Raw genomic sequence first — 25,274 nt, forward strand, 5'->3', positions numbered from 1 at the left:
ATATCAGATAAGGATTTCCTCCTGTAGACGCAAGTTCGAATCTTGCTGGGGTCGCCAACCATTATTTTTCAAAAATAAATCAAACTACTTTTTATTTTAAAATCACATTATTTATTAGTAAAAAAAATTATTTATCAAAAAAAAGTTAAAAAATATTATAAAATCTTACATCTGTGACAGGGATGTGACAAAATAATATTATAATTTCTCCATGAAAAGTATGAAGGTCTTACACACATCTGATTGGCACTTAGGTCAAAATTTTATGGGAAAAAGTAGAGAAGAAGAGCATAAAGCTTTTTTTTCTTGGTTACTTGAAATAATAAAAGAAAATCAAATAGATTTGCTTCTTGTTTCAGGAGATATTTTTGATACAGGAACACCACCAAACTATGCATTAGAACTTTACTACAACTTTTTGAAACAACTATCAAGTATAAAGAGTTTAACTACTACAATCATAACAGCTGGAAACCACGACAGTGTTTCTACACTAAAAGCACCAAAGCAACTACTTGAAGCACTAAATGTTCATGTAATAGTAAATGGTGATGAAGATGAAAACATAATCATTCCTATAAAAGAGGATGATATTACTAAAGCAATAGTTTGTGCAGTACCTTTTTTAAGAGATAGTGTCATCAGACAATCACTTGGTGGCCAAACAGTAAGCCAAAAAGAAAAACTAGCAACTGATGGTATTAAAGCTTACTATGAAAAAGCCTACAACAAAGCAAAAGAGTTAAATGAAAACTCTCCAATCATAGCTATGGGACATTTGACTACAGTTGGAAGTAGAAGTAGTGAAAGTGAAAGAGATATTTATATAGGTGGAACACTTGATATAGGTGGAGATTATTTAGCTAGTATGTTTGACTATGTAGCTTTAGGACACTTGCATATCAATCAAACTGTAGGAAACGAACATGTAAGATACTCAGGCTCTCCAATACCTCTTAGTTTTTCTGAATCTAAAAACACTCAAAAAGTAAATCTAGTAACTATAGATGAAGATGTAAAAGTAGAAGAGTTAGAAGTACCACTTACAAAAAAACTACAAGTTATCAAAGGTGATTTGGAAACTATCAAAAAAGAGCTAAAAGCTATCGAAGATAAATCTACTTGGATAGAAGTTCATATCAAAGATGATAACCCAATGTTTGCAAACACAGAAATAAGAGAACTAGCTACAAAATTAGAGCTTACAATCCTAGCAGTTAAAATAGAAAAAAGTGAAAAAGCCCTTCGAGCAAAAGAGTTAAAAGCTATAAGCCTAGATGAATTAAGTGTGCAAGAGGTTTTTGAAAAAAGACTAAAAGATGAAAATATAGAAAATAAAGAGTTTAAAAAACAGTTATCTCAAACTTTTAATGAAGTGGTCTCAAATCTTCATCAAGAGGAACAAATCTAATGAAGATACTAAAAGTAAGACTACTAAATATAAACTCCCTAAAAGGTGAGTTTGAAATAGACTTTCAAGAGTTTCTAAAAGATGAATCTCTTTTTGCCATAACAGGACCAACAGGAGCAGGAAAAAGTACAATTCTTGATGTAATCACTTGTGCTTTATATGGAAGAACAGCCAGACTAACAAACCCAAATGACCTGATGAGTAGACACACAGGTGAGTGTTTATGTGAGGTGGAGTTTGAGATAAAAGGCAAAATATATAGAAGTTCTTGGGCTCAAAAAAGAGCCAGAAAAAATCCAAATGGAAACTTCCAATCTGCAAAGATGGAGATAGTAGAACTTGAAACAAATAAAATACTAGAATCATACCTTTCAAAAGTTCCAAAAGTAGTAGAGGAAATCTCAGGGCTTGATTTTGATAGATTTGTTCAATCTATGATGTTAGCCCAAGGTTCTTTTGATGCCTTTTTAAAAGCCAAAGAAAACGAGCGTTCAAACCTACTAGAAAAGATTACTGGAACATATATCTACAAACAAATCTCACAAAGTATCTATGAAACATACTCGTCAAAGAAAAAAGAGATAGAAGCTGATGAGATATCACTAGGAAGTATAGAACTTCTAGAACCAAACATAGTAGAAGAGAAAACAAAACAACTAGAAACAAACAAAAAAGAAAAGCAAAACTTAGATAAAAAAGAAAGCGAACTAAAAAAACTATCAAACTACCTAGAAACTCTAACTAAACTAGAAGCAGATAGCCAAAAATACAACCAAGAGTTCGAGCAAATAAGCAAAGAGAAAGAGGATAACAAAGAGCAGTTTACAAAGCTAGAACTAGCAAACAAAGCCATAAGAATACAAGCCTTAAACCAAGAGAAAAACCAACTAACAAACACAATCACAAGTGATAAACAAAGCTTAGAATCTCTACAAAAAGAATACAAAGAGTTAAAAGAACAAATCCAAACAAAAGAGCAAGAGTTAAAACTCTCAAAACAAAGCCTTGAAAAAGAGCAAACAACATACAATGAAAACTACAAAAAACTAAAAGAGTTAAGAACTATAAAAACACAAAGTGATGGTAAAAACCAGCTTTTCATAGAAAAAAGTAAAAAAATCTCACAACACCTACAAGAGTTGGCAAATCATTTTGAGATAGCTTTTGAAACACTTCTAAATGATGAAACACAAATAGACAATCTATACAAAAACTTCTCATCAAATCTAGACACAAAAAAAGAGCAATTAGAAACTTTAGTAGAACAATACAAAGCCCTAGAAACCCAAACAAAAGATATAAACCAAAAAGAGCAAAACACAAGAGCCAAACTAAAAGAGATAGAAGCCCTTCTAAAAGCACTAAGTGATTATGAGACACTAAAAGAGCAAATTACACAAGAGCAAAACAAGATAAAAGAGTACAACACACAAATAGAAGTTCAAACAAAACTAAACCAAGAAAAAACAAAACTAATAAACCAAATAAACGAAACTCTAACTTCACTAAAACAAACAAGAGAAAAAGAGCTTCTTATCAAAAACTACGAGCAAGACAGAGCCAAACTAAAAGATGGGCAAGAGTGCTTTTTATGTGGTTCAAAAGAGCATCCATATATAAACCACTCTTTAAATATAGACACAGAGATAAGTCAAACACTAGCTAAAATAAAAGAGCAAGAAAACTACCTACAAGAGCAAAATAGTGAACTAAACAATGCTCAAATAAACCTAGCAAAACTTAGCTCAAAACTAGAAAGCTCAAACCTAGAAATACAAAAACAACAAACTACAAAAGAGCAAATAGAAGAGTACTTTAAATCAAACGATTTCAAACTACAAGAAGACTCAAAAGCCACACTGCAAGAGCAAATGCAATTTTGCGAAAAGGAGCTAAAAGAGTATATAACTTTAAGAGAGCAAAAAGAGTCTTTACAAGCAAAAAAAGAGTCTCTACAAACATCTGTAAACAAAGAAGAGCAAAAACAACAGCAGATAAACACAAGTATAAACACAATAAAAGAGCTAAAAGAGGAACAATCAAAACTAAAAGAGGAGATAACAAAGCTTCAAACCCAAAGCAAAAGTATCTTAGATATAGAAGATTTAGAAGCTTTTGAGAAAAATATTCAAGAGAGTCTAGACACTGTTTCAAAACATTATAACAGTTTGCAAAACCATCTTTCAAGCCTAAAATCAAAAGATGAATCCCTATCAAAACAGATAATACAACTAAACAAAAAACAAGAAGATGACAAACTAAACTTAGTACTTATAAAAGAGAAGTTTGAAAAAGCTTTAGTAGAGTATGGCTTCAACTCGCAAGAGGAGTTTGAAAAAGCAAACCTACCAAAAGAAGAGTTTGAAACCTTAACAAATCTATGGAAAACCATAGAAGAGAAATACACACAAATACAAACTCTAAAAACAGACACAAACAAAAAACTAAAGGAATATAAACTTTTAGAAAAAGAGATAAACCCTACAAATCAAAACAAAGATGATATAAACAAAGAGTTACAAAACCTACAAAACACAATAGACCAACTACAAGAAACCATAGGAAGTATCTCAAAAGAGTTAGAGATAAATACACAAAATATAAAAAAATCCGAAGACAAAATCAAACAACTAGAAAAGAAAAAACAAGCCTTCCAAGTATGGGTAAAACTAAATGATATGATAGGCTCAAGCCAAGGGGATAAGTTCGCCAAATTTGCCCAAGGTATAACCCTAGACCAACTAATCTACCTAGCAAACAAACACTTAAGTGTACTAAGTCCAAGATATGAACTCCAAAGAAACACAGAATCAAACAAACTCCTAGATATAGAGATAATTGACGGCTTCCAAGGAGACGTGGTAAGAGGTGTAAACACACTCTCAGGAGGAGAAAGCTTTATAGTAAGTCTATCTTTAGCTTTAGGACTATCAAGCCTAGCAAGTCAAAAGATAAGTATTGACTCACTTTTCCTAGATGAAGGGTTTGGAACACTAGACAGCGATAGCCTAGAACTAGCACTAAATGCACTAAACCAACTACAAAGTTCAGGGAAAATGGTAGGTGTGATTTCCCATGTGGAAGCATTAAAAGAACGAATCCCATTGCAGATAAAGGTTGAGCCTAAAGGTGATGGGACGAGTGGATTGGAATTATATTAAAAGGAGTGGTTTAAAAATGTCTATAGGTTCAAATTGGAATAAATGGGATTTACATGTACATACCCCTGATTCGATTGTTCATGATTATAAGTTTGTTGAACAAGAAAATAGATGGGATGAATATATTGATGCATTAGAAAAACTACCATCAGATATAAAAGTATTAGGTATAAACGATTATTGGTTTTTAGATGGTTATAAAAAAGTATTAGAATATAAAAATGCAGGCAGGCTTGAAAATATTGAACTGATTTTACCTGTGGTTGAAGTTCGGTTAAAAGAATTTGTTGGTAATAAATCTCTTAATAAAATTAATTATCATATCCTATTTTCTAATGAATTAACTGTGAATGAAATTGAAACTCATTTTTTAAATAGAATTGATATAAAAACGAATTTAGATGGAAATGAAATGGCATTTGGTCATTTATGTGATGACAATTTTGAAAAGCTTGGAAAAGAAATTGAAAGAACTACTCCAGCAAATAAAAGACAAGGATTACCTTCTCATAAAGAAATAGGTTTTAATAACTTTACTATTGATTTAAATAAGTTAGATGAATTATTGAAAAATGATTATTTAAAAGGTAAGTTTTTAAGAATTATAGGTAAAAGTGAATGGGATGATTTCAGATGGGAATCAAGTGCTGGAGATAAAAAATCTATTATTAATAATTGTGATTTTGTGTTTAGTGCTTCACCTACGATTGAAAATGCTAAAAAATCAAAACAAAGTTTAATTGACCAAGGTGTGAATAATAGATTATTACATTGTAGTGATTCTCATAAATTTTATATTGGTAAATATGATAGTAAAGTTTTAGGACATTGTTTTACATGGTTAAAAGCTGATTGTACATTTGAAGGTTTAAAACAAGTTTTATATGAATCTGATTCTAGAATTTATTTAGGTGAAAATATACCACCGAAAGCAGTACATAAATTAGATAAAGTAATTATAGATTTCGATAATGATATATTGATTGGAAATGAAAAATTTTGTTTTTCAGGAAAACATGAAGTTTCTTTTAGTCCTTATTTTACTTGCATTATCGGAGGAAGAGGTTCTGGAAAGAGTACTTTAGTAAATTTAGTTGCTGAGAAAAATGGGCAAAAACAAGATTCATTAAAACAATTAAAGAGTAATAAATCGATAGATGAATCAATTGGTTTTTATCCATTAAGCTTGTCAAATTTAGAATATATTCCTCAAAATAGAATTGAAGATTTTGCAAAGGATAGTCCTAAATTTACTGCATCTATTTTTGAAAGGTTAGATAGAGAATCTGATAATGAATTAATAAGTATTGAAAAAGAACTAGAAAAAGAGCTTGAAAAATTAGATAGTCAAATTGCATTATTAGATGATAGGGATAATTTATCAATTAAACTTGACGAAATAAAGAATGATATACAAACAAAAGAAGAGTTAGTCAAAGCTTTCAGTGATAAAGAATATCTTCAGAATAAAGAAAAAGTAACTAAAATTTCAAAAGACATTGAAATAATAAATAATTCAAAGACTGATTATAATAATCTTTTAGTAGCATTGAAAAAGATTCTTAATGAAAATGAAGAAAAGATTATAAAAAATAAGTATGATGAGAAATATAATTTACTTTTAACAAAAATTGAAAGCTTAGTAAATATATTTAGTGTAAATACTTTTTATAATGAAGTTAAAGGTTATGAAAAGTTAGTAACAAATCAAGATGAAATCGCTGAAAATATAAAAACATTTTTAAAAAGTAAAAATTTAAGTGATGAAAATATTAAAGATGTGACAAATGCTAATATCGATATTGCAAAGTTAACATCTGAAAAAGATAATATCAACGTTAAATTAGCAAAAGTTATTAAACAAATTGAAGAATATAAATATGATAATTTAGATAAATTAAGAGAAAGCTTTTCTTCGAAAATTAATGAACAATTAATTCTAGTAAATGAAAAATTTCTTAAAATTAAAGAATCAAATCCTGATGACATAAAAGAGATAAAGATTGAATATCTTGTATCTACTGAAATAAAAGAGCAATTAATTAATAAATTAAATAAATCTTTAGAATTAAATTATAATTCAAGAAGTCCATTTTACGATTATCTTTTTAGAGTGTCATTTTCAGAAGTTCTTTTAATTGAAAATTGTGAAGATTTTATATCTCAGGTGGGTGAAAACTGTAATACAAATACAAATGCATATCAAGAACTGGAGACAATTTTTACAAATGAAAAAGCATTTGAGATTTATAAATTGTGTATTAAATATTGTCAGTATGATTTTAAGTCCAATAAAGTGTTAAAAGTTTTATATGATAATAAAAGTTTAGAAGATTCATCTTTTGGACAAAGATGTACTGCTGCAATAGTTATTCTTTTATCTTTAGGAAATAATCCTATTATTTTAGATGAGCCAGAGGCTCATCTTGACAGTTCTTTAATTGCAAATTATTTGGTTAGTTTAATAAAAGAACAGAAACAAAACAGACAAATAATTTTTGCTACTCATAATGCAAATTTTGTAATAAATGCTGATGCTGACTTAATAATTAAATTAAATAATGAAAATGGAATTACAACTAGTGAGTCTTTCACAATTGAAGATTTAGAACATAGAAATAGTTTATTAAATCTAGAAGGTGGTTTAGATGCTTTTGAAAAAAGAGAAAAGAAATATAATATTAGGAAAATATAAATGTCATTAATAATTACTACTTATGGGGTAAAATAGATGACTCTCTCTAAATCCCTCTACACAAAAGGCATCCAATGCCCCAAAGCACTTTGGCTTAAAAAAGTAAAGAGCTGTGTTTTAACCCCACCCGATGAGCAAGCACAGGCTATATTTGAAACTGGAAATATAGTAGGAGACTTAGCTTGCCAGCTTTTCCCTGATGGAAAAGAAGTGCCATACACTACAAATTATGATGAGATGATGGCTACTACAAAAGAGTGGGTGGAAGATGGTGTATCAAATATCTACGAAGCTACTTTTAGCTATGAGGGCATACTTATCATGGTAGATATTTTAAAAGTAGAAGATGATGGAGTATCTATCTATGAGGTTAAAAGTTCAACTGAAGTAAAAGATATATATCTACATGATGTATCTATTCAGTATTATGTTTTACAAAACTTAGGCTTTAGCATAAAAAATGCAAGTGTAGTACACATAAACAATGAGTATGTCAGAGGTGAGTCTTTAGAACTAGATAAACTATTTAAAATAGTTGATGTCACTAGTGAAGTGCAAAGCTTACAATTAAATATCCCAATCATATTAAAAGAGTTTGAAACCTATTTAGAAGATAAAGTAAATGAACCTGATATAGATATAGGAAAACATTGTAACAAACCTTATGAGTGTGATGCTAAAAACTATTGTTGGAAAGTTCAAAAACAGATACCTGAGTACTCTATCTTTAATATTTTCAATCTAGGAAGTAAAAAGCAAGTTGAGTTATACAATCAAGGTATCATAGATATAGAAGATATCCCAGCAGATTTTGATATGACTGCAAATCAAGCTCAAGCAGTAGAAAACTACAAATCAAAAGCAAACTATATAGACAAAGAAAATATCAAAGCCTTTTTAGAAAACCTCATATACCCAATCTATCACTTAGACTTTGAAACCTACCAACAAGCCATACCACAATACAAAGGTATAAAACCCTTCGAGCAAATCCCTTTTCAATATTCACTTCATATAGAGTATGAAGATGGAACTTTGGAGCATAAAGAGTATTTGAGTAAAGATAGCATAGATAGCAGATATGAGTTAGCATTAAAGTTATTTGAAGATATCCCAAGTGATGTTACAGTATTGGCTTACAATATGAGTTTTGAAAAAGGTGTGATAAAAAGATTAGCCAACCTTTTCCCAGACCTTAGCTCACACCTACTAGCGATAAATGAAAATATGCAAGACTTAATGACACCTTTCCAAAAGAAATGGTATGTAACACCAAGTATGCAAGGAGGTTACTCTATCAAGTATGTATTGCCAGCACTTGTACCAGAGTTTGAAAAAGCCTACAAAGAGTTAGAAGGTGTACAAAATGGAAGCCAAGCTATGAATACCTTTGCGAATCTTAGTAAACTAAATAAAGAAGAAAAACAAAAGATGAGAACTTCTCTTTTAGAGTATTGTAAACTTGATACTTTGGCTATGGTGAAGGTGTTGGAATCTTTAAAGGTAATAAAAACTTGAAAAACATAATTTTTTGTGATCTTGAAGCAAGTATCAAAACTAAAAAAATAAATGAAATAGGAATAATCTATCAAGATAGAGAATTAAAAACAACTTCTGTAGAAGAGTGTAAAGGATTTATTGAGTCTTGCGAAGCAACATATATTTCAGGGCATAATTTTATTGATTTTGATATGCGATTTATAAAAGAGTCAAGTTTATATCAAAGTATTAAAGATTATAAAATTATAGACACCTTACCTTTATCTCTTCTTCTTTTTAATGAGAAAACGATTCATAGTCTACCAAAGAATTATAAAACAGAAGATGATTTCCAGAATAATCCAGTAGAAGATTCTAAACTTTCTAAAGTATTATTTGAAAAATTAGTTGATAGATTTAAATCTTTACCTAGTCAGGCCCAAAATATTTTTTATTCACTTTTAAAAGATGATAAATATTTTGGTGGGTTTTTTCAGTATATAAATAAAGATATAAATTTAGAATATTTAGATGAAGATGAATTGTATGATTTAATAGTTAGTTTACATAATAAGGTTATTGTTAATTTTGATTATTTAAAAGATGCTGTCTTAATTAATAAAAAAGTACAATTAGCATATATCTTGGCTCTTTTAACTCCATATATTGAGATAAAATCACATCCTCCTAAAATACTATATTCATATCCTGAAATTGTTGAAATACAAAAAAAGTTGTGTTTTGATATAGAGAAAGCACAAGATGAACTTGCAGATTTTTCAAAAGAAGTTTTTGGATTTGGTACATTTAGACCCTTCCCCAGATTAAATGCCGGTGTATTGGATGATCCAACCATTTCACAACGAGATATGGTTGAAGCTTCTTTAAGGGATGAGTCTTTTTTAACAGTATTACCTACTGGTGGTGGAAAAACTTTTACCTTTTGGCTACCTGCTATTTGCAAAGCTAAATCATATAAAAGTTTGACAGTTGTTATTTCTCCATTACAAGCTTTGATAGAAGACCATATTAAAAGTTTTAATTCAAAAGTTGCAAATTATAAAGCTGTAGCAATTAGTGGGTTTATGAGTCCATTAGAACGAAGTGAAGCAGTTGAGCAAGTGATTAATGGTGAAGCTGATATTTTATACATTGCTCCTGAATCTTTACGTTCAAATACTATTTTTAATATATTAAAAAATAGATTGATTGAAAGATTTGTTATTGATGAAGCACATTGCTTATCTACCTGGGGAAATGATTTTCGACAAGATTATTATTATATTTGTGAGTATATAAAAGAGTTAACTAAGGAAAAAAACTTTCAAGAGCATATACCTATATCATGTTTTACAGCAACAGCGAAACCAAGTGTTATACAAGATATAGAAAAATATTTTTTAGAAGGTTTAAATATAAAGCTTGATAAATATTTGGCAATCCCTGAGAGAAAAAACTTAAAATATAAATCAATTCCTTCAAAAAGTAAAGATAAATATATTGAGCTTTTAAAACTTATAAATGAACATGATGGTTCTACTTTGGTTTATATACCATCATCAACAAAAGATTGTGATGATGTTGCAAAACGTTTAGCCTTGGATACTCAAAAAGTAGTAAAATCTTTTCATTCAAAAATAGATTCTCAAGAAAAGATGCAAATATTAAAACAATATATAGAAAATGATATTGAAATTATTGTAGCAACAACTGCATTTGGTATGGGGGTTGATAAATCAAATATTACAAATGTTATACATTATGAAATATCTGATTCTTTGGAAAACTATGCTCAAGAAGCTGGTAGAGGAGCAAGAGATGAAAGTCTTGAAGCCTTTTGTCCTATACTTTTTGATGAAGACGATTTAGATAAACATTTTAATTCATTAAATAGAAGTAAATTAACTGCCAGTGAAGTAAATTCAATTTTTTTGGTGATAAAGAAATCTAAAGGTCAAGTTTTAAACAAAACTGCTTTTGAAATAGCAAAAGAAGCGGGATGGGATGTTGAAGACAGCTCTTTAGATTATAAGACAAAAGTCAAAACAGCATTACTAGAACTAGAAAGAGAAGGATATATTAGTCGAAAGAGAAACAAAACAAGCTTTTTTGCAGATTCTATTGCTTCAAAATGTATGGAAAAACTTACTCTAAAATTGGAAAAATCCAATTTTAATGAAGAAGAAAAAGACAGAATAAGATTTATTCTTAAAAGTATAATTGGAAGAGGAAAACCTGAATCGATTCAAGTAGATGAATTAGCACATACATTAGGTTATCCAAAGCATGTAATCTCTTTAGTTATAAATCAGCTAAAACAGATGGAAATATTAGGTGATAGTAAAGATTTAAGTTTGGAAATTAGTATATTTAGTATTAATCAATTTAAAAAAGTTAGAGATATTGAAATTTTATTGTTTGAATATTTATCTTCTTTAAACACCAACAAAATAAAAATAAGAGAACTAAATGAAGAGTTACATACAAGTAAACTTATAACTAAAAATGAAACAGAGTTGATAAAATCAATAATAAAAAACTGGAGAAGTAAATCAAACTTTATATTTAACAGAAGAAATAGAGAACATGATTTATGGTATTTTAAATTTGAAAATCTTGAAAATATCAAAGATACAATTGAAAAAAGACATAAAATAGCTGAAGAAGTTATATTTTTGCTGACAAAAGATTTAGATTCTAAAAAGAAAGAAGAAATTGTATTTTCACTCAAAGAATTACATAAAAACTTGGATGAAAAATATACTATTGAAGATATAGACAAAACACTACTTTATTTACACCATTTAAATATTTTAGAATTGTTAACAGGTAGATTTATTAATTATAGTCCAATGAATATTTATAAAGAAGACAAAATTGAAACAAAAAGAAAATATACAAAAAATGAATATAAACAAAGACTTGAAAATCATTATTTGACAAAAATTGAATCTATACATATTATGGGAGAATATGCAAAAAGGCTTAAATATGATGATCATAAAGCAATATTGTTTCTAAAGGATTATTTTACATTATCATATGAAAAATTTAAAGATAAATATAAATTATTAAAAGAGAAGATTTCTAAACCTATTACACAAAATCGTTACAATAAGATATTTGAAAAAATGTCAGAAGAACAAAAAATAATCATTAATGATACAAAAACAAAAGCTATGATGATTTTAGCAGGTCCAGGAAGTGGAAAAACAAAAGTATTAGTTCATAAAATTGCTTCAATGATTTTAACAGAAGATATAAAGCCTGAACAATTTATGATGCTCACTTTTTCTAAAACTGCAAAATTGGAATTTAAAAGTAGGCTAAATAGCTTAATGGGTGCTTTGTCTTATGATGTTGAGATTCAAACCTTCCATTCTTATGCTTTAAAGTTAATAGCTAGGCTTGTAAAAAAGGAAAATAAAGATATCCTTGAAAATGCTATTGAAGAAGCAACAAGACAGATAAATGAAAATGAAATATTATTGCCACATATTACTGTTTTGGTGCTTGATGAATTTCAGGATATAAATGAAAAAAGTTTTGAGTTTGTTAAAGCTATATACAAAGCACAAAATAATGATATACGGATAATTGCAGTAGGAGATGATGATCAATGTATTATGGAACACATTGGTGCTAAAGTAGATTTTGTAGATAGGTTTAGAAATGAGTTTGGTAATGATGATGAAGGAAAAAACTTATTTCAACAATATGAGTTGAGTACAAATTTTAGAAGTAAGCAAAACATTGTAAAATATTCTAATACATTTATTACAGGAGTAAGTAAAAGATATAAATTACAACCTTTACATGCTAATAGTTCTGAAAATGGTACGGTAAAGATTTACTCATGTATATCTTCAAATCTAGCTTTACCTTTAGTTGAATTAATTAAAGAAGAAGAGTTAATAAATGAAATTGCAGTTTTAGCACATACAAATGAAATGGTTATGGATATTTACTCACTTTTACAAGAAAATAATTTAAATGTTAAATATTTAATAGATAGAGATAAGTTTGAATTAAAAAATATAATTGAATTAGTTGATTTTGATAATGCGTTAAATAGTTATTTATTGGAAGATGAAATATCTTATAAAGATAGTTATTTTGAAAATGCATTAAATATGATTGAATCAAAATATAAACAATCAGAAAATTTGAGTTTGGTTTATAAAGTAGTTGATAAGTTTTTAAGCGAAAGTGACAATTATTATATTTCTCAATGGTTATCATATCTTGAAGAAATAAAACTTGAAGATTTTGAAAATACAAAAAATAAGATTGTTGTATCAACAATACATAAATCAAAAGGAATGGAGTTTGATAAGGTTTATTTGTTAGTTAATCAAAATCCAAATAAAGATGTAGATAAAAGACTTTTTTATGTGGGTATGACTCGGGCAAAAAGTCAACTCAATATAATAAGATATGGTAATAATATAGAAAATAAAAAAAATTATGTAAAATATCTTTTTGATGAAAAAGAGTATTTTTCAGAGAGTAAAACATTTACGTATATTATGTCACTTAGTGATATAAAGTTAGGATTTGATTATGAAAAGTATGGTAACTACAATAATCTATATTCAGGTTCTATTCTAAAAATTGATAGAAAGCAAAATTTTGATAATTTTTGTTTATTAGATAATAATAAAGTCATTGGAGTATTTTCAAATAACTTTCAATCTTTTATTGAAAAGAAGATTGAAGAAAATTTTGTATTTGAAACATGCATTTTAGAATATGTAGTTTTATGGGAAGGTAAAGATTTTAAAAATAAAGTAAAACATCCTTTATGTAAAATTATAATGAAAAAGAATTAAATTAGAATGACCTAATGTACCTGATAAATAAGTTGAATAAACTCCTTGTTCTGCCATAGTGGATACAACTACATTTCTCTAAATCCTTTTTATTTGTTCTTATCGCAAGTAAGAGTAGTGCAATATTATCTCAAATAAAAGCATTTGATACAAAAAAAGTAAAATTTAGACTAGGAATAATTAGAAAAAATGATTTTACTCATTTACATTTTAAGCTAATAAATGTAATAGAACCAAAAGACATAGTAACACCCTAATAGTTATTAGGGAGAGTCCCGAATGAATTTGTAATATTATATTGTCAAAAATATGATATTAAGTCAAGATGTTGTTTTAGTCCAATAACTTCGGCACTAAAAATTATTTATTAAAAGATATTATACTTGAATTTTAACTAGAAAACTTTGATAATAAACTTGAAATTAAGGTATCACAAAATGTGATACCTTTAAAACAAATATAAGAACAAATGTAGATTAGGATAGTAAAATTAGAGGTGATTTTCACTTTGATATACTAAAGATAAAATCGATATAATTCTCTCAATATAAAAAAGGAACTACATGGCAAAAGCAATAGCTAGGCATATCTTAGTAAACAACGAAAAGTTAGCTAGAAAACTAAAAAAAGAGATTATCAAAAACGAAATCACTTTTGAAAAAACTGCTAAAAAGTTTTCAAAATGTCCTTCTAAAAAAAGTGGTGGTAATCTAGGTACTTTTTCAAAAGGTGAGATGGTAAAAGAGTTTGATAATATTGTTTTCAAAGAGGATTTACATAGAGTTCATGGACCTATTAGAACTGAGTTTGGGTTTCATCTGATTGAGATTTTAGCTAGATACTAATCATAAAATATAGTATATTTTGATAACATACAAAAAAATTTAGGAGTATTTTATGGCAAAATTTATAAAACTAAAACTTGAAGAGACTTACCAAATCCCAAATGAATGGGAACTTGTTACAAATAAAGAAGGAATAACTAAAATAAAAGTATCAGAAAATGAATTTTATGACTTTGGGTCTATTCCTTATTGTTCACCTTCTTTAGAATCTGATGAAGAGATGATGTTATTACCAGAAGAATACCTTGAATTTCAAAGTAAAGGTTTAGGTTTGGTTATGGCTGATGGAAAAGTATCTGTTATCGAAGATGAAAATGAGATAAAAGAGATACTTGATTTTGATGATAAAGAACTTTAATATTAAGGATAATTATGAATAAAATAGTTATAAAACCAAAAAGTCAAAAAAAGTTTAGCTTATACTGCCCATTTACAAATGAAAAACTATACAACGATGATAGTTCCTTTGAAATTTATGAAGGTGCTGGAAACTATCTTTTTTCTATATGTGAAGATTGTCTTTTCTTTGATGCAGGAAACAATGATGAAATTGAAAATTATTGGAAAGATTCTGCTCTTGAAGCTATTGAAAAGTTTGTAGAAAATCACAAAGAAGAGAATATTTTAGTTATTGAAATCCAAGACAATGATGATACTTATTGGTTTGGTTTTTTAAATGAAGATAATATTGAGTTATCAGCTGAAGAAATAGAAAATAGATTTATCAAATAGATAAATCTAACAGGATAATTTTTATAACTTTACACTATAATCCATCTATGATTATTTTAGATTTTGAAACAAATACAATGACTGCTCAAGATGTAATAGAAGCTGCTGCTGTAAAGTTAGAGTTTATAGATGGTAACTTTAAAGTTATTGATAAATTCCATAGATATTATCTTTCACGTTATCCTGTAAACCCTTACTCTTATGAGGTTCACAGGCTTACTCCTGAGAAAATTATTGCCCATAGAAATGGCGCTACTTATAGTTCTTTTTTTAATGAAGATGAAGAGTTTATTGAGTTTTGTAGCTCTGCAAGAACTTTAATAGCTCACAATATAAACTTTGAACTTAGACATCTTGATAAGCTAGTAAGCTTTGAAAATCACTTTTGTACGATGAAAGAAAACAAGCATATTGTAAAAGCATTAAATAAAAATGGCAATATCAAAAATCCAAAACTAGATGAGACTTGTCTTTTTTATGGAATAGATTTTGACCCACTTTCATATCATAGTGCTACATATGATGTAAGTAAAACTTACGAGATATTAAAGAATATGAAAAATCTTTTCAACAATTAGTAAAGGTAAAAAAAGATGATTGATTATAAAAAAAGACTTACTACTTTTAGGCAGATGAATGAGATTGATATAATAGATTACTCAATAGAGAGTGATAGAGGAAGGATTCTCTCTTCTGCTGCTTTAAGAAGGCTTCAAAAAAGAACTCAGGTTTTTGCTCTTGAGTTAAATGCTTCAATTCGTTCTAGGCTTACTCACTCGATAGAAGTAGCTCAAAATGCTAGATTTATAGCAAAAACTATTTTAGCTAAATTAAAAGATGAAGGTTTAGATAAATATGGTTTAGAAGAGTTAGAAAATGCTTTTATTTCTACTGCTGAGATGACAAGTTTACTTCATGATATAGGAAATCCTCCCTTTGGTCATTTTGCAGAACAGACTATAAACAAATGGATGAGCAAAAATGCTCTACCTATTTTTGAAGAGTTTGAAGCTTTAAAAGATGAAAATAAAAAGCTTAAAGAGATGCTCTCTTTTGACCTTTGCAATTATGATGGAAATGCACAAGCCTTAAGAGTGATAATGAAATTACAAAGGATGAATCTATCTTATACTCAGATTATCTCAGTCTTAAAGTATACAAGAGGGGCATATGAAGAGAAACCAAAAAAAGATTCAAATCTATCATATGTTATGAAAAAGCCTGGTTTTTATTATAGTGAAAAAGACTCTATCTTAAAGATACAAGAAAAGCTTGGGATTAAAGCAGGGCATAGATTCCCAATCACATATATAATGGAAGCTGCTGATGATATCTCTTATCTTACTGCTGATTTAGAAGATTCTCATGAAAAGGGTATTTTAAGTCTTAAAAAAATATATAGACTTATTACTGAAGAGTGTAAAAAACAAGAAGAAGAGTATTTACTTAAGATTGTAGAAGAAGAGTATACAAAGGCTCAAGCCGGAGAAAAACCTTATCAATTTAATATGTTTTTTACAATTATGAGAGCTAGATTAGTTGGCTCTTTAGTTCGTCATGTGGCAGAAGTATATATTCAAAATCATGAAAAGGTTTTTGAAGGAAGTTTTAATAGTGCACTATTGGAGTATGATGAGCAAAGTAAATATTATAAGGCTATAAAGGTACTTCAAACTATCTCTACTAAATATATCTATCAAAATAAAGATGTACAGACTTTAGAGTTACAAAGTTATAAGATTATCAACTCTTTATTTGACAATTATAAGCCTCTTTTAGAACTAAAAACTGAAGATTTTTTAGCTCTTTTAGAAGATAAAAAAATAGATTGTTTTATCTCTATGAGACTGATAAAAAGAATCTCTTCAAAACAAATTGTTGCCTATGAAAATGATATAAATGCTTTAGATAAAGAGGACAAAGAAGCTTTTAAAATCTTAGAATGGTATCATAGAGTTAGGCTTATTATTGATTATATTAGTGGTATGACTGATGACTATGCCCTAGAGGAGTATAAAGTTTTATCTGCTTTAAATAAGTAAATAAATATAATCCAAGCTTATAATATTAAAAAAGTATATATAATTTAACAAAATAATTAATTTTATTGATTTTAATCAATGATAATTAATATCATTTTCATTATAATCTGAAAAAAGTTTAGGATTATAATGAAAAATATAATAAAAATAGTTAAAGATTTTCCTCTTTATCTTTGGAGTGGTTGGGGTTCTCTTGCCTCAATCTTTTTATTTCTTGCACTTTGGGATTTTGGAAATCAAGTATATGGTAACTTAATTCTTCCCTCACCAAAAGAGACTTTTTCAACTCTTTTTTCAGCTTTTAATGATGAAACTATTTTCAATAATATATTAATAACAATCAAAAGAGCTTTCCTAGGTTTTTCTATCTCTTTACTTTTTGGTTCTTTTTTAGGTTTACTAGCTGGATTTTTTATTACGGCTTCTATGATGAGTAGACCAATAATTACAATTCTTATGGGTATGCCTCCTATTGCTTGGATTGTTTTAGCAATGATATGGTTTGGGATGAGTGATACAACAGTTATTTTTACTGTGGTACTGGCTTCTTTTCCTATTATATTTATTGGTGCTTTACAAGGAACAAGGACTCTAGAAGGAGACCTAAAAGAGATGGCAGAGAGTTTTAATCTTCCTTTGAAAATGAAAATATTTGATCTTTATTTCCCTCATATTTTTTCTTATGTTTTTCCTTCTTGGATAAGTGCTTTAGGAATGTCTTGGAAAATTGTTGTTATGGCAGAACTTCTCTCTTCAAATGATGGTATAGGCGCTTCTTTGGCTATAGCAAGAAGTCAGCTTGATACTTCACTAGCTTTGGCTTTAGTTGTAATTATGATAGCAAGTCTACTTCTAATAGAGTATCTTTTTTTAGAACCTATAAAAAGAGAGGTTGAAGCATGGAGAAATTAGAAGTTATAAATCTTTCTCACTCTTTTGGTTTTAAACAGATTTTAAAAGATATAAATTTTAGATTAGAAAAAGCAGAAGTAGTATCTATTGTTGGTCCAAGTGGTGGTGGAAAAACTACATTACTTCATCTTTGTGCAAACTTACTTCTTTTAGAAGAAGGGAAAATAGATAATAGTTTTAGCAGTTCTGCTTTTGCTTTTCAAGAAGCTAGACTACTTCCTTGGAAAAATGTTCTTGACAATATCTCTTTAGGTTTACTTGCGAAGAAAATTAAAAAAGAAAAAGCATTAGAGTTAGCAAAAGAGATAGCTTTAAAATTTGGTTTAGAAGAAGAGGATTTTTATAAATTCCCAAAAGATTTAAGTGGGGGAATGAAACAAAGAGTCTCTTTTGCCAGAGCCTTAGTTGTTAAACCCTCTTTACTCTTTTTAGATGAACCTTTTTCAGCTTTGGATATAGGCTTGAAAAAGGAGTTGCAGACTTTGCTTATTAATACTATAGAAGAAGAGCAATTAAGTATCTTATTTATTACTCATGATTTAATGGAAGCAATAAAACTAAGCGATGAAATACTTCTTTTAAAAGCTGAACCTGTAGGACATTTTGTAAAGAGTTTTAAAATTAAAACACCAAGAGCTCAAAGAGATGAGGCTTTTATTTATGAACAAACAGCAAGGCTGTTAAATGATAAATATATTATAAATACTTTTGAATTGGAATTAAGATAATGGAAAATAAAAAACAGTATGCAACAAAACATTATGAATATTATCCCAAAGGAGAAGTACCTATTTATTTAGCTTATGCTTTTAGACCAATATTTTTGTTACTTGCTCCTTATATAGTAGTTTCAATAATTTTATGGACTCTTACCTTTTCTGGAGTTTTTTCTCTTTCTTTTATTGATAATCTTGTAACTTGGCATATGTATGAAATGATTTATGGAATAGGAAGTGCAGGGATAATTGCTTTTTTTTTAACTGCAGTTCCAGAGATGTTTCCAGGAGCAGTTCCTATAGTAGGGAAGAGATTATTGTTTATTGTTCTTTTATGGTTTTTGTGTAGAGTTAGTTTTTGGTTTATAGACTTTTTAGGAGTACCTTTTGTTGCCACTATAAACTTATTTTTGAGTCTATATATTATTTTACTTGTGACTAAACCGATTTTCCAAGATAAACACAAAAGGCATATTTCTTTTATCTTTAATCTTTTAGCCTTACTCTTTATTCAAACAATGTTTTTTCTAAGTATTGAAGCTTATATCAAAATTGATTCTTCTTCAATTTTAATTTTTGCTTTAGGTTTTTTTATAGTTTTAATTTTATTGGCATTAAGAAGAGTAAATATGGAAGCTATAAATGAATTATTAGAAGATGAAAATATTGATGAAACTTTTTACTCTAAGCCTTTTAGATACAACCTTGCGATTTTTTGTGTTTTATTATATAGCTTCGTAGAGTTTTTCTTTCCTGCAAACTCAATTTTAGCCTATTTGGCTCTTGCTTGTTTTGCTTCAATTTTGGCAATTACAAATGATTTTATTTTAAAAGATAATAATATTTTATTTAAGCCCTTTGTTTTATATATGCTTACAATTATTTTTCTTACAGCAATAGCTTATGCTTTTTTGGCATATGACTATTTTGATGAAGAACTTTATGCTTTAAATCATTTTAGACATTTTCTTACTACTGGTACTTTTGGTTTAGTTTTTTATGTAGTAATGGTAGTTGTTTCAACTATTCATACTGGAAGAAAACTCTTCACAAATATTTGGACAAACTTGGGTGTGGTTTTAATTGTTTTAGCCACTTTTATAAGAGCATTAATCCCTTTTTATCAAGAGTATTCAAGTTTAGCTTATCTTGTTTCTTCTTTATTTTGGGCTTTGGCTTTTTTAATTTATATGAAAATCTTTTTTCCCTTTTTACTCTCTAAAAGAGAAGATGGAATTAAAGGTTAAGAAAGGAAAAAATGAAAAAGATTTTATTACTTAGTTTACTATTTATATATTCTTTATATGCAAAAGATGGAAATAAAATAGTTGTGGCAGGTCCTTTTGCTTCAGTGTCTCATCCAATAATACATATGTTAAAAACTGATGCTTTAAAGGACTTAAATAAAAAAATAGAGTTTAGATTGTGGAAAAACCCAGATGAACTAAGAGCTTTAGTTTTAAATTCAGATATTGATTTTATAGCTCTTCCTACAAATGTAGCAGCAAATCTACATAATAAAGGAATTGATATAAAACTTTTAAATGTCTCTGTTTGGGGTATTTTAGCAATGATAAGTAGGGAGTCCAATTTAAAAACTCTAAAAGATTTTAAAGGAAAGAAAATAGCTCTTCCTTTTAGAGCAGATATGCCTGATATTATTTTTCAAGAATTAGCTAAACAACAGGGATTAGACCCAAAAAAAGATTTTGAAATTCAATATGTAGCAAACCCAATTGATGCAATGCAAATGTTGATATTAAGAAGAGTTAATCATGCTCTTTTAGCAGAACCAGCAATCTCCATTGCACTTAGAAAAACAGACTCTTTTCCAATAAAGGTCGTAGCACCAGATTTATATAGAAGTGTAGATTTACAAGAAGAGTGGGGTAGAGTTTTTAATACTAAAGCAAAAATACCCCAAGCAGGAATAGCTTTTTTAGGTAATACAAAAGGGAAAGAGAAACTTATAAATAGATTTTTAGAAGAGTATAGAAAGTCTTTGATTTGGTATAAAAACAATCCTAAAGAAGCAGCAACTTTAGTAGTAAAAACTCTTCCTATGTTAGAAGAAAAAGGTTTAGCTGATTCAATTAATCATGTGACTTTAGAAGAAGTATCTGCTTTTAGTGCAAAAGAAGAGTTAGAGTTTTTCTTTGGAGTATTAAAAGAGAGTAACTCAAAATTAATAGGTGGCAAACTGCCAACAAATGACTTATATTATAATCCCAATGAAAGGTAAAAAATGAAAAGAGAAGTAGTATTATCAGCTATTACAGTTTTAGCTTTATCAAAGAGTATGTATGCAGATACAAATTTAGGAGAGGTTTTAGTTACAACAGCTACAAAAACAGAAAAATCAATTGATGGAGTGACTGCTTCAATTCTTGTAATTACTCAAGAAGAGATAGAGAAAATGGGAGCAGAGTCTTTAAAAGATATTATAAATAAAACGGCAGGACTTACAGTACAGTATGGAACTTTCCCTAGTGCTAGTTCAAAATCAAAATCTTCAATATCAATTAGAGGAATGAGTGCAAATGGTACTCTGTTTTTATTAGATGGAAGAAGATTAGCAGGAGAAGTTAGAAATCCTTATGACTTGGATAGAATTCCAGCAAGTTCAGTAGAAAGAATAGAGATAGTAAAAGGACCAATGTCTTCACTTTATGGAGCAGATGCTACAGGTGGAATTATAAATATTATTACAAAAAAACCAAGTTCTACACCACAAATAGATATTAATCTAAGATATGGACAAAACTCTAAAGGAAATGCAAAAAATAAAAATGCCTCAGTCTCAATTAGAGGAACAAAAGATAAATTTAAATATTCAATTTATGCAAATCAAACAGATACTACTCCTTATACTCAAAAAGAAAAAGCAAATGTCTTAGTAAAACAAGTAGGAGGACCAAACTCTCAAACAAATCAAAAACCAAGTAATTTGACACCTGCAACCCCTTCTTATGCACTTTCAAATTTAAATGATATTTATAAGCATGATGTTACATATAGAGAAGATAGTGAGATTACAACTGTAGGAGGAAGATTTGATTATAGCCTTTCTGATAATTCAACAATAGGTTTTGATTTTAACTTTTTTGAAGAAGATAGAGAAGGGTCATATATAGGTTATTTTCATCCTTCAAATTATAAAACACCTTTAGGTGGTAAGATACCAGTTTTTAATATTCCAGTAGACTCTAAAGATGAAAATGAGAGATTAGACTTAGGCTTAGATTTTGAAAGTTCTTTAACAAAGGATTTATTACTTAAATTAAGAGTATATAACTCTAGCTATGAAAAAAGAAATAGTACAACAGCAGTATATTATAAAGAATTAGGATATCTTTCAAAAAAAGATTCTGCAAGTAATGGAATGAATGCAAATGTAGATGTAAGAAGTTATGAAGCAATGTTAAATTATGTTTTAAATAATTCACATTTATTAACAGTAGGTACAGAGTATAGAGAAGAAGAAAGAGATGCAACTGTTTTTGATAATACACCTAAAATGACTACAAAAAAAGTTGACTATAAATCTATTTATTTACAAGATGAGTGGCAAATTACTGAAACTTTAAATGCAACTTTAGGTACAAGATATGATGAGGTATCAAATGCAGATAATAAAGCTACTTTTAAAATAGGAGTTGTAAATAAGTTTTCAGATTTAGCAAATCTTAGAGCAATTTTTGCACAAGGATATAGAACTCCTGACCTTCGAGAAATGTATATAAATAAACAAACTCCAAACGGTTTACAGCAAGGTGCACAAGTAGTAGGTTATGATTTAAAGCCAGAGTTTACAAATACATATGAACTAGGATTATCTGGTAGAAATTCTAATTTTAGATATGATATTGCACTATTTTTAAATGATATAGAAGATAGAATATCACAAGTTCAAAGAAATGGTTATTATACTTTTGAAAACATAAATGAAGCACAAACAAAGGGTTTAGAGTTAAATCTTTCATATGATATTTTAAATAATTTATCAACAAATTTTAATTTTATGTATTTAAAAACAAAAGATAAAAGTACTGATAAGGATTTAGAATTTAATCCTGATAAAACAGCTTCAATAAGTTTTTCATATTCACCAATTGAAACTTTAACTCTTTCTCCTACATTAAGATATATAGGTAAGCAATATTATAGTGAGAACTTTAAAACATTAACAACTAATTCTCAAACTTTTGTAGATTTTAATTTAGATTATAAAATAGATAAGAACTTTTCATTATATGCAGGAGCCAATAATATTTTTGATGAAAAAGTTGATGATGTTTTAGGTTCAAATGTAGGTGTGTTTTATTTTACGGGACTTAGAATAAAGTTTTAAAATATTACATTTTTCTAACTATTTTGTCTTTATATTTAGATTATGATAAGATTTTACTATGAAAGAAAAATATATTAAATCAAATAGTTTTATTACTATTGCAGTATCAATTTCAATTGTTTTAGTTTTATCTCTTATAAGTTATAACTTTTTTATGCAAAACTTTGAGAGCATAGAAAAAGAACAAAATACTAAAAATATCTATTCTGCTTTAGATATTATGAACAAAAAGCTTTCTTATATGGAAGGTATAGTAAATGACTATGCTAAATGGGATGATACTTATAATTTTTTAAAAGACAAAAATGAAGAGTATATCTATGAAAATTTTAGAGAAGGTACAAATACTTTAGGTGACATAGGTCTAGATTTTGCAATATTTATTAATTTAGAAAATGAAATTTTCTATACTTCAAATGTAGAAAAAGAAGCTTATAAATTTGATGGAGCTTTTATTCAAAATATTTTAGAAAAATTTAAAGGGGAAGAAGATCTTACAACATTGTTTAAAAGTGGATCAAATAACTTTTATCTTATAAAAAAATATGTTTCAAATAGTGATGATACAGCTCCTAAAAATGGCTTTATTTATGCAGGTAAACTTGTATCTAAACCTACACTTACAAGTATAAAAAAAGTATTTCACCGAGTAAGTCTTGAAGATAGAGTTTATAAAGAAAATGATTTAGTTTTTGATTCAAAATATTTAAAAAATGTATCAGTTAAATCTTTAGAAAGTAAAAATTGTAATTGTCTTGAAAATGTAATTCAACTGTATGATAAGAATAAAAACTATGTTTTTTCTCTTATTACCCAATCTCAAAGAGATTTAATAAATAAAGGAAAAGAGACAATTCTTTATTACAATATTATTATCTCTATTTTTCTATTTATTGTACTGTTTTTAATTTTTAGAAATCAAAGAAGTTTAGAAAAAGATAATAAAAAATTAGAAAAAAGAGTTCATGAGGTTGTCTCTTCTTTAAGGGAAAAAGATCAAATCCTTTTTCAACAATCAAAATTAGCCCAAATGGGAGAAATGATAGGAAATATTGCTCATCAATGGAGACAGCCTTTAAACTCACTAGGTCTTTTAATTCAAAAAATTGAAATAAAATATCATACAAATAGTTTAGATAAAGAGAGTCTTGAAGATATTGTGACAAGAAGTAAACTTCTTACAAACAATATGTCAGAAACAATTGATGATTTTATGAACTTTTTTAATCCTGGATTAAATGATGAAACTTTTTTTATTGATGATATTTTAAATAAAGCATTAAATCTTTTTGATTCAAAAGATATGAAATGTGAGATAAAACTTATAAATGAAGTAAGTTCTAAAAAAGAGTTAAGTGGCTCTAAAAATGGACTTATTCAAGTGATTTTAAATCTTCTAACAAATGCTTGCGATAGTATGAAAGATAAACCATTTTGTCAAATTGATTTAATAATTAAAGAGGATAAAAATTCAATTTTTATAATAGTAAGAGATTATGGAGATGGAATAAAAAAAGAGATTTTTAATAGAATTTTTGAACCATATTTTACTACAAAGTTTAAATCACAAGGTACAGGGATAGGTTTATATATGTCTAAAATGATTATTGAACAATATATGAATGGTACCCTTACTGTAAAAAATAATAAAGAAGGAGCTACTTTTACTATAGAATTAAAGTATAAATAATTTTATTGAAAGTAACAAAAAAGTATAATTCAAAAAAAATAAAGAGTTAGTCATGGCAAGAGTATTATACGTTGAAGATGATTTAGATGTTTCTGAGATAATGAAAGATATGTTAGGTATGTTTTTTGATGAAGTATATGTAGCATATGATGGAGTTGAAGGATTAGATAAATATAAAGAGTATAATCCTGATTTAGTAATCAGTGATATTCTAATGCCAAGAATGGATGGACTTGAGTTAGTAAAAGAGATTTACTCTATAAATAAAGATGCAAAAATCATTCTTACAACAGCAGATAATGAATTAAACTATCAATCAAAGGCAAAAGAGTTAGGTGTATTTGGCTATTTAAATAAGCCTATTGATTTTTCTGAACTTCAAAAGTTCTTTGATAAGCTATAAATTTA

General features: G+C 27.8%; 17 protein-coding genes. All 17 read left to right on the forward strand.

From position 1 onward, the window contains the following. Positions 1-220 precede the first annotated feature (220 nt). On the forward strand, positions 221-1,411 hold the full coding sequence (locus tag ABIV_RS05295) for an exonuclease SbcCD subunit D C-terminal domain-containing protein (RefSeq protein ID WP_114840457.1): 1,191 nt from the start codon (positions 221-223) through the stop codon (positions 1,409-1,411). Then, positions 1,411-4,572 (forward strand): AAA family ATPase, encoded by a 3,162-nt coding sequence (locus ABIV_RS05300; RefSeq protein ID WP_114838866.1) that lies wholly within the window; start codon positions 1,411-1,413, stop codon positions 4,570-4,572. Before ABIV_RS05295 ends, ABIV_RS05300 begins: the two co-directional genes overlap by 1 nt. Before the next feature lie 16 nt (positions 4,573-4,588). Then, positions 4,589-7,267, forward strand: a complete 2,679-nt coding sequence (locus tag ABIV_RS05305) for a TrlF family AAA-like ATPase (protein ID WP_129088489.1) — start codon at positions 4,589-4,591, stop codon at positions 7,265-7,267. A gap of 36 nt (positions 7,268-7,303) precedes the next feature. Further along, positions 7,304-8,785: a DUF2779 domain-containing protein gene (locus ABIV_RS05310; RefSeq protein ID WP_114838868.1), complete on the forward strand. Its 1,482-nt coding sequence runs from the start codon at positions 7,304-7,306 to the stop codon at positions 8,783-8,785. Continuing rightward, on the forward strand, positions 8,782-13,578 hold the full coding sequence (locus ABIV_RS05315; protein ID WP_114838869.1) for a RecQ family ATP-dependent DNA helicase: 4,797 nt from the start codon (positions 8,782-8,784) through the stop codon (positions 13,576-13,578). The genes ABIV_RS05310 and ABIV_RS05315 overlap by 4 nt, the downstream gene beginning before the upstream one ends. A 563-nt stretch (positions 13,579-14,141) precedes the next feature. After that, positions 14,142-14,423: a peptidylprolyl isomerase gene (locus ABIV_RS05320; protein ID WP_114838870.1), complete on the forward strand. Its 282-nt coding sequence runs from the start codon at positions 14,142-14,144 to the stop codon at positions 14,421-14,423. A 52-nt stretch (positions 14,424-14,475) separates the two neighbouring features. Further along, positions 14,476-14,781 carry a hypothetical protein gene (locus ABIV_RS05325; protein ID WP_114838871.1) on the forward strand — a complete coding sequence of 102 codons (306 nt, stop codon included), beginning with the start codon at positions 14,476-14,478 and terminating at the stop codon, positions 14,779-14,781. 14 nt (positions 14,782-14,795) lie between these two features. Then, positions 14,796-15,155, forward strand: a complete 360-nt coding sequence (locus tag ABIV_RS05330) for a hypothetical protein (RefSeq protein ID WP_114838872.1) — start codon at positions 14,796-14,798, stop codon at positions 15,153-15,155. Between the two features lie 47 nt (positions 15,156-15,202). Continuing rightward, positions 15,203-15,733 carry a 3'-5' exonuclease gene (locus ABIV_RS05335; RefSeq protein ID WP_114838873.1) on the forward strand — a complete coding sequence of 177 codons (531 nt, stop codon included), beginning with the start codon at positions 15,203-15,205 and terminating at the stop codon, positions 15,731-15,733. Positions 15,734-15,748: 15 nt separating this feature from the next. Continuing rightward, positions 15,749-17,197: a dGTPase gene (gene dgt / locus ABIV_RS05340; RefSeq protein WP_114838874.1), complete on the forward strand. Its 1,449-nt coding sequence runs from the start codon at positions 15,749-15,751 to the stop codon at positions 17,195-17,197. A gap of 129 nt (positions 17,198-17,326) precedes the next feature. Continuing rightward, entirely contained in the window at positions 17,327-18,109 is a 783-nt protein-coding gene (locus ABIV_RS05345) for an ABC transporter permease (RefSeq protein ID WP_114838875.1), read from the forward strand. Further along, positions 18,097-18,837: an ABC transporter ATP-binding protein gene (locus ABIV_RS05350; RefSeq protein ID WP_114838876.1), complete on the forward strand. Its 741-nt coding sequence runs from the start codon at positions 18,097-18,099 to the stop codon at positions 18,835-18,837. The genes ABIV_RS05345 and ABIV_RS05350 overlap by 13 nt, the downstream gene beginning before the upstream one ends. Continuing rightward, positions 18,837-20,072 (forward strand): NnrS family protein, encoded by a 1,236-nt coding sequence (locus tag ABIV_RS05355; RefSeq protein ID WP_228254336.1) that lies wholly within the window; start codon positions 18,837-18,839, stop codon positions 20,070-20,072. Before ABIV_RS05350 ends, ABIV_RS05355 begins: the two co-directional genes overlap by 1 nt. Positions 20,073-20,083: 11 nt before the next feature. Further along, positions 20,084-21,067, forward strand: a complete 984-nt coding sequence (locus tag ABIV_RS05360; RefSeq protein ID WP_114838878.1) for an ABC transporter substrate-binding protein — start codon at positions 20,084-20,086, stop codon at positions 21,065-21,067. 3 nt (positions 21,068-21,070) lie between these two features. Next, on the forward strand, positions 21,071-23,176 hold the full coding sequence (locus ABIV_RS05365) for a TonB-dependent receptor plug domain-containing protein (RefSeq protein ID WP_114838879.1): 2,106 nt from the start codon (positions 21,071-21,073) through the stop codon (positions 23,174-23,176). A gap of 58 nt (positions 23,177-23,234) precedes the next feature. Then, the gene (locus ABIV_RS05370) at positions 23,235-24,866 is read left to right on the forward strand and encodes a sensor histidine kinase (RefSeq protein ID WP_114838880.1); all 1,632 of its coding nucleotides are present in this window, start codon (positions 23,235-23,237) and stop codon (positions 24,864-24,866) included. Between the two features lie 52 nt (positions 24,867-24,918). Further along, complete coding sequence (locus tag ABIV_RS05375; RefSeq protein WP_114838881.1) at positions 24,919-25,269, forward strand: response regulator transcription factor; 351 nt, start codon at positions 24,919-24,921, stop codon at positions 25,267-25,269. The last annotated feature ends 5 nt before the right edge of the window (positions 25,270-25,274 follow it).

The organism is Halarcobacter bivalviorum (assembly GCF_003346815.1).
Lineage (GTDB): Bacteria > Campylobacterota > Campylobacteria > Campylobacterales > Arcobacteraceae > Halarcobacter > Halarcobacter bivalviorum.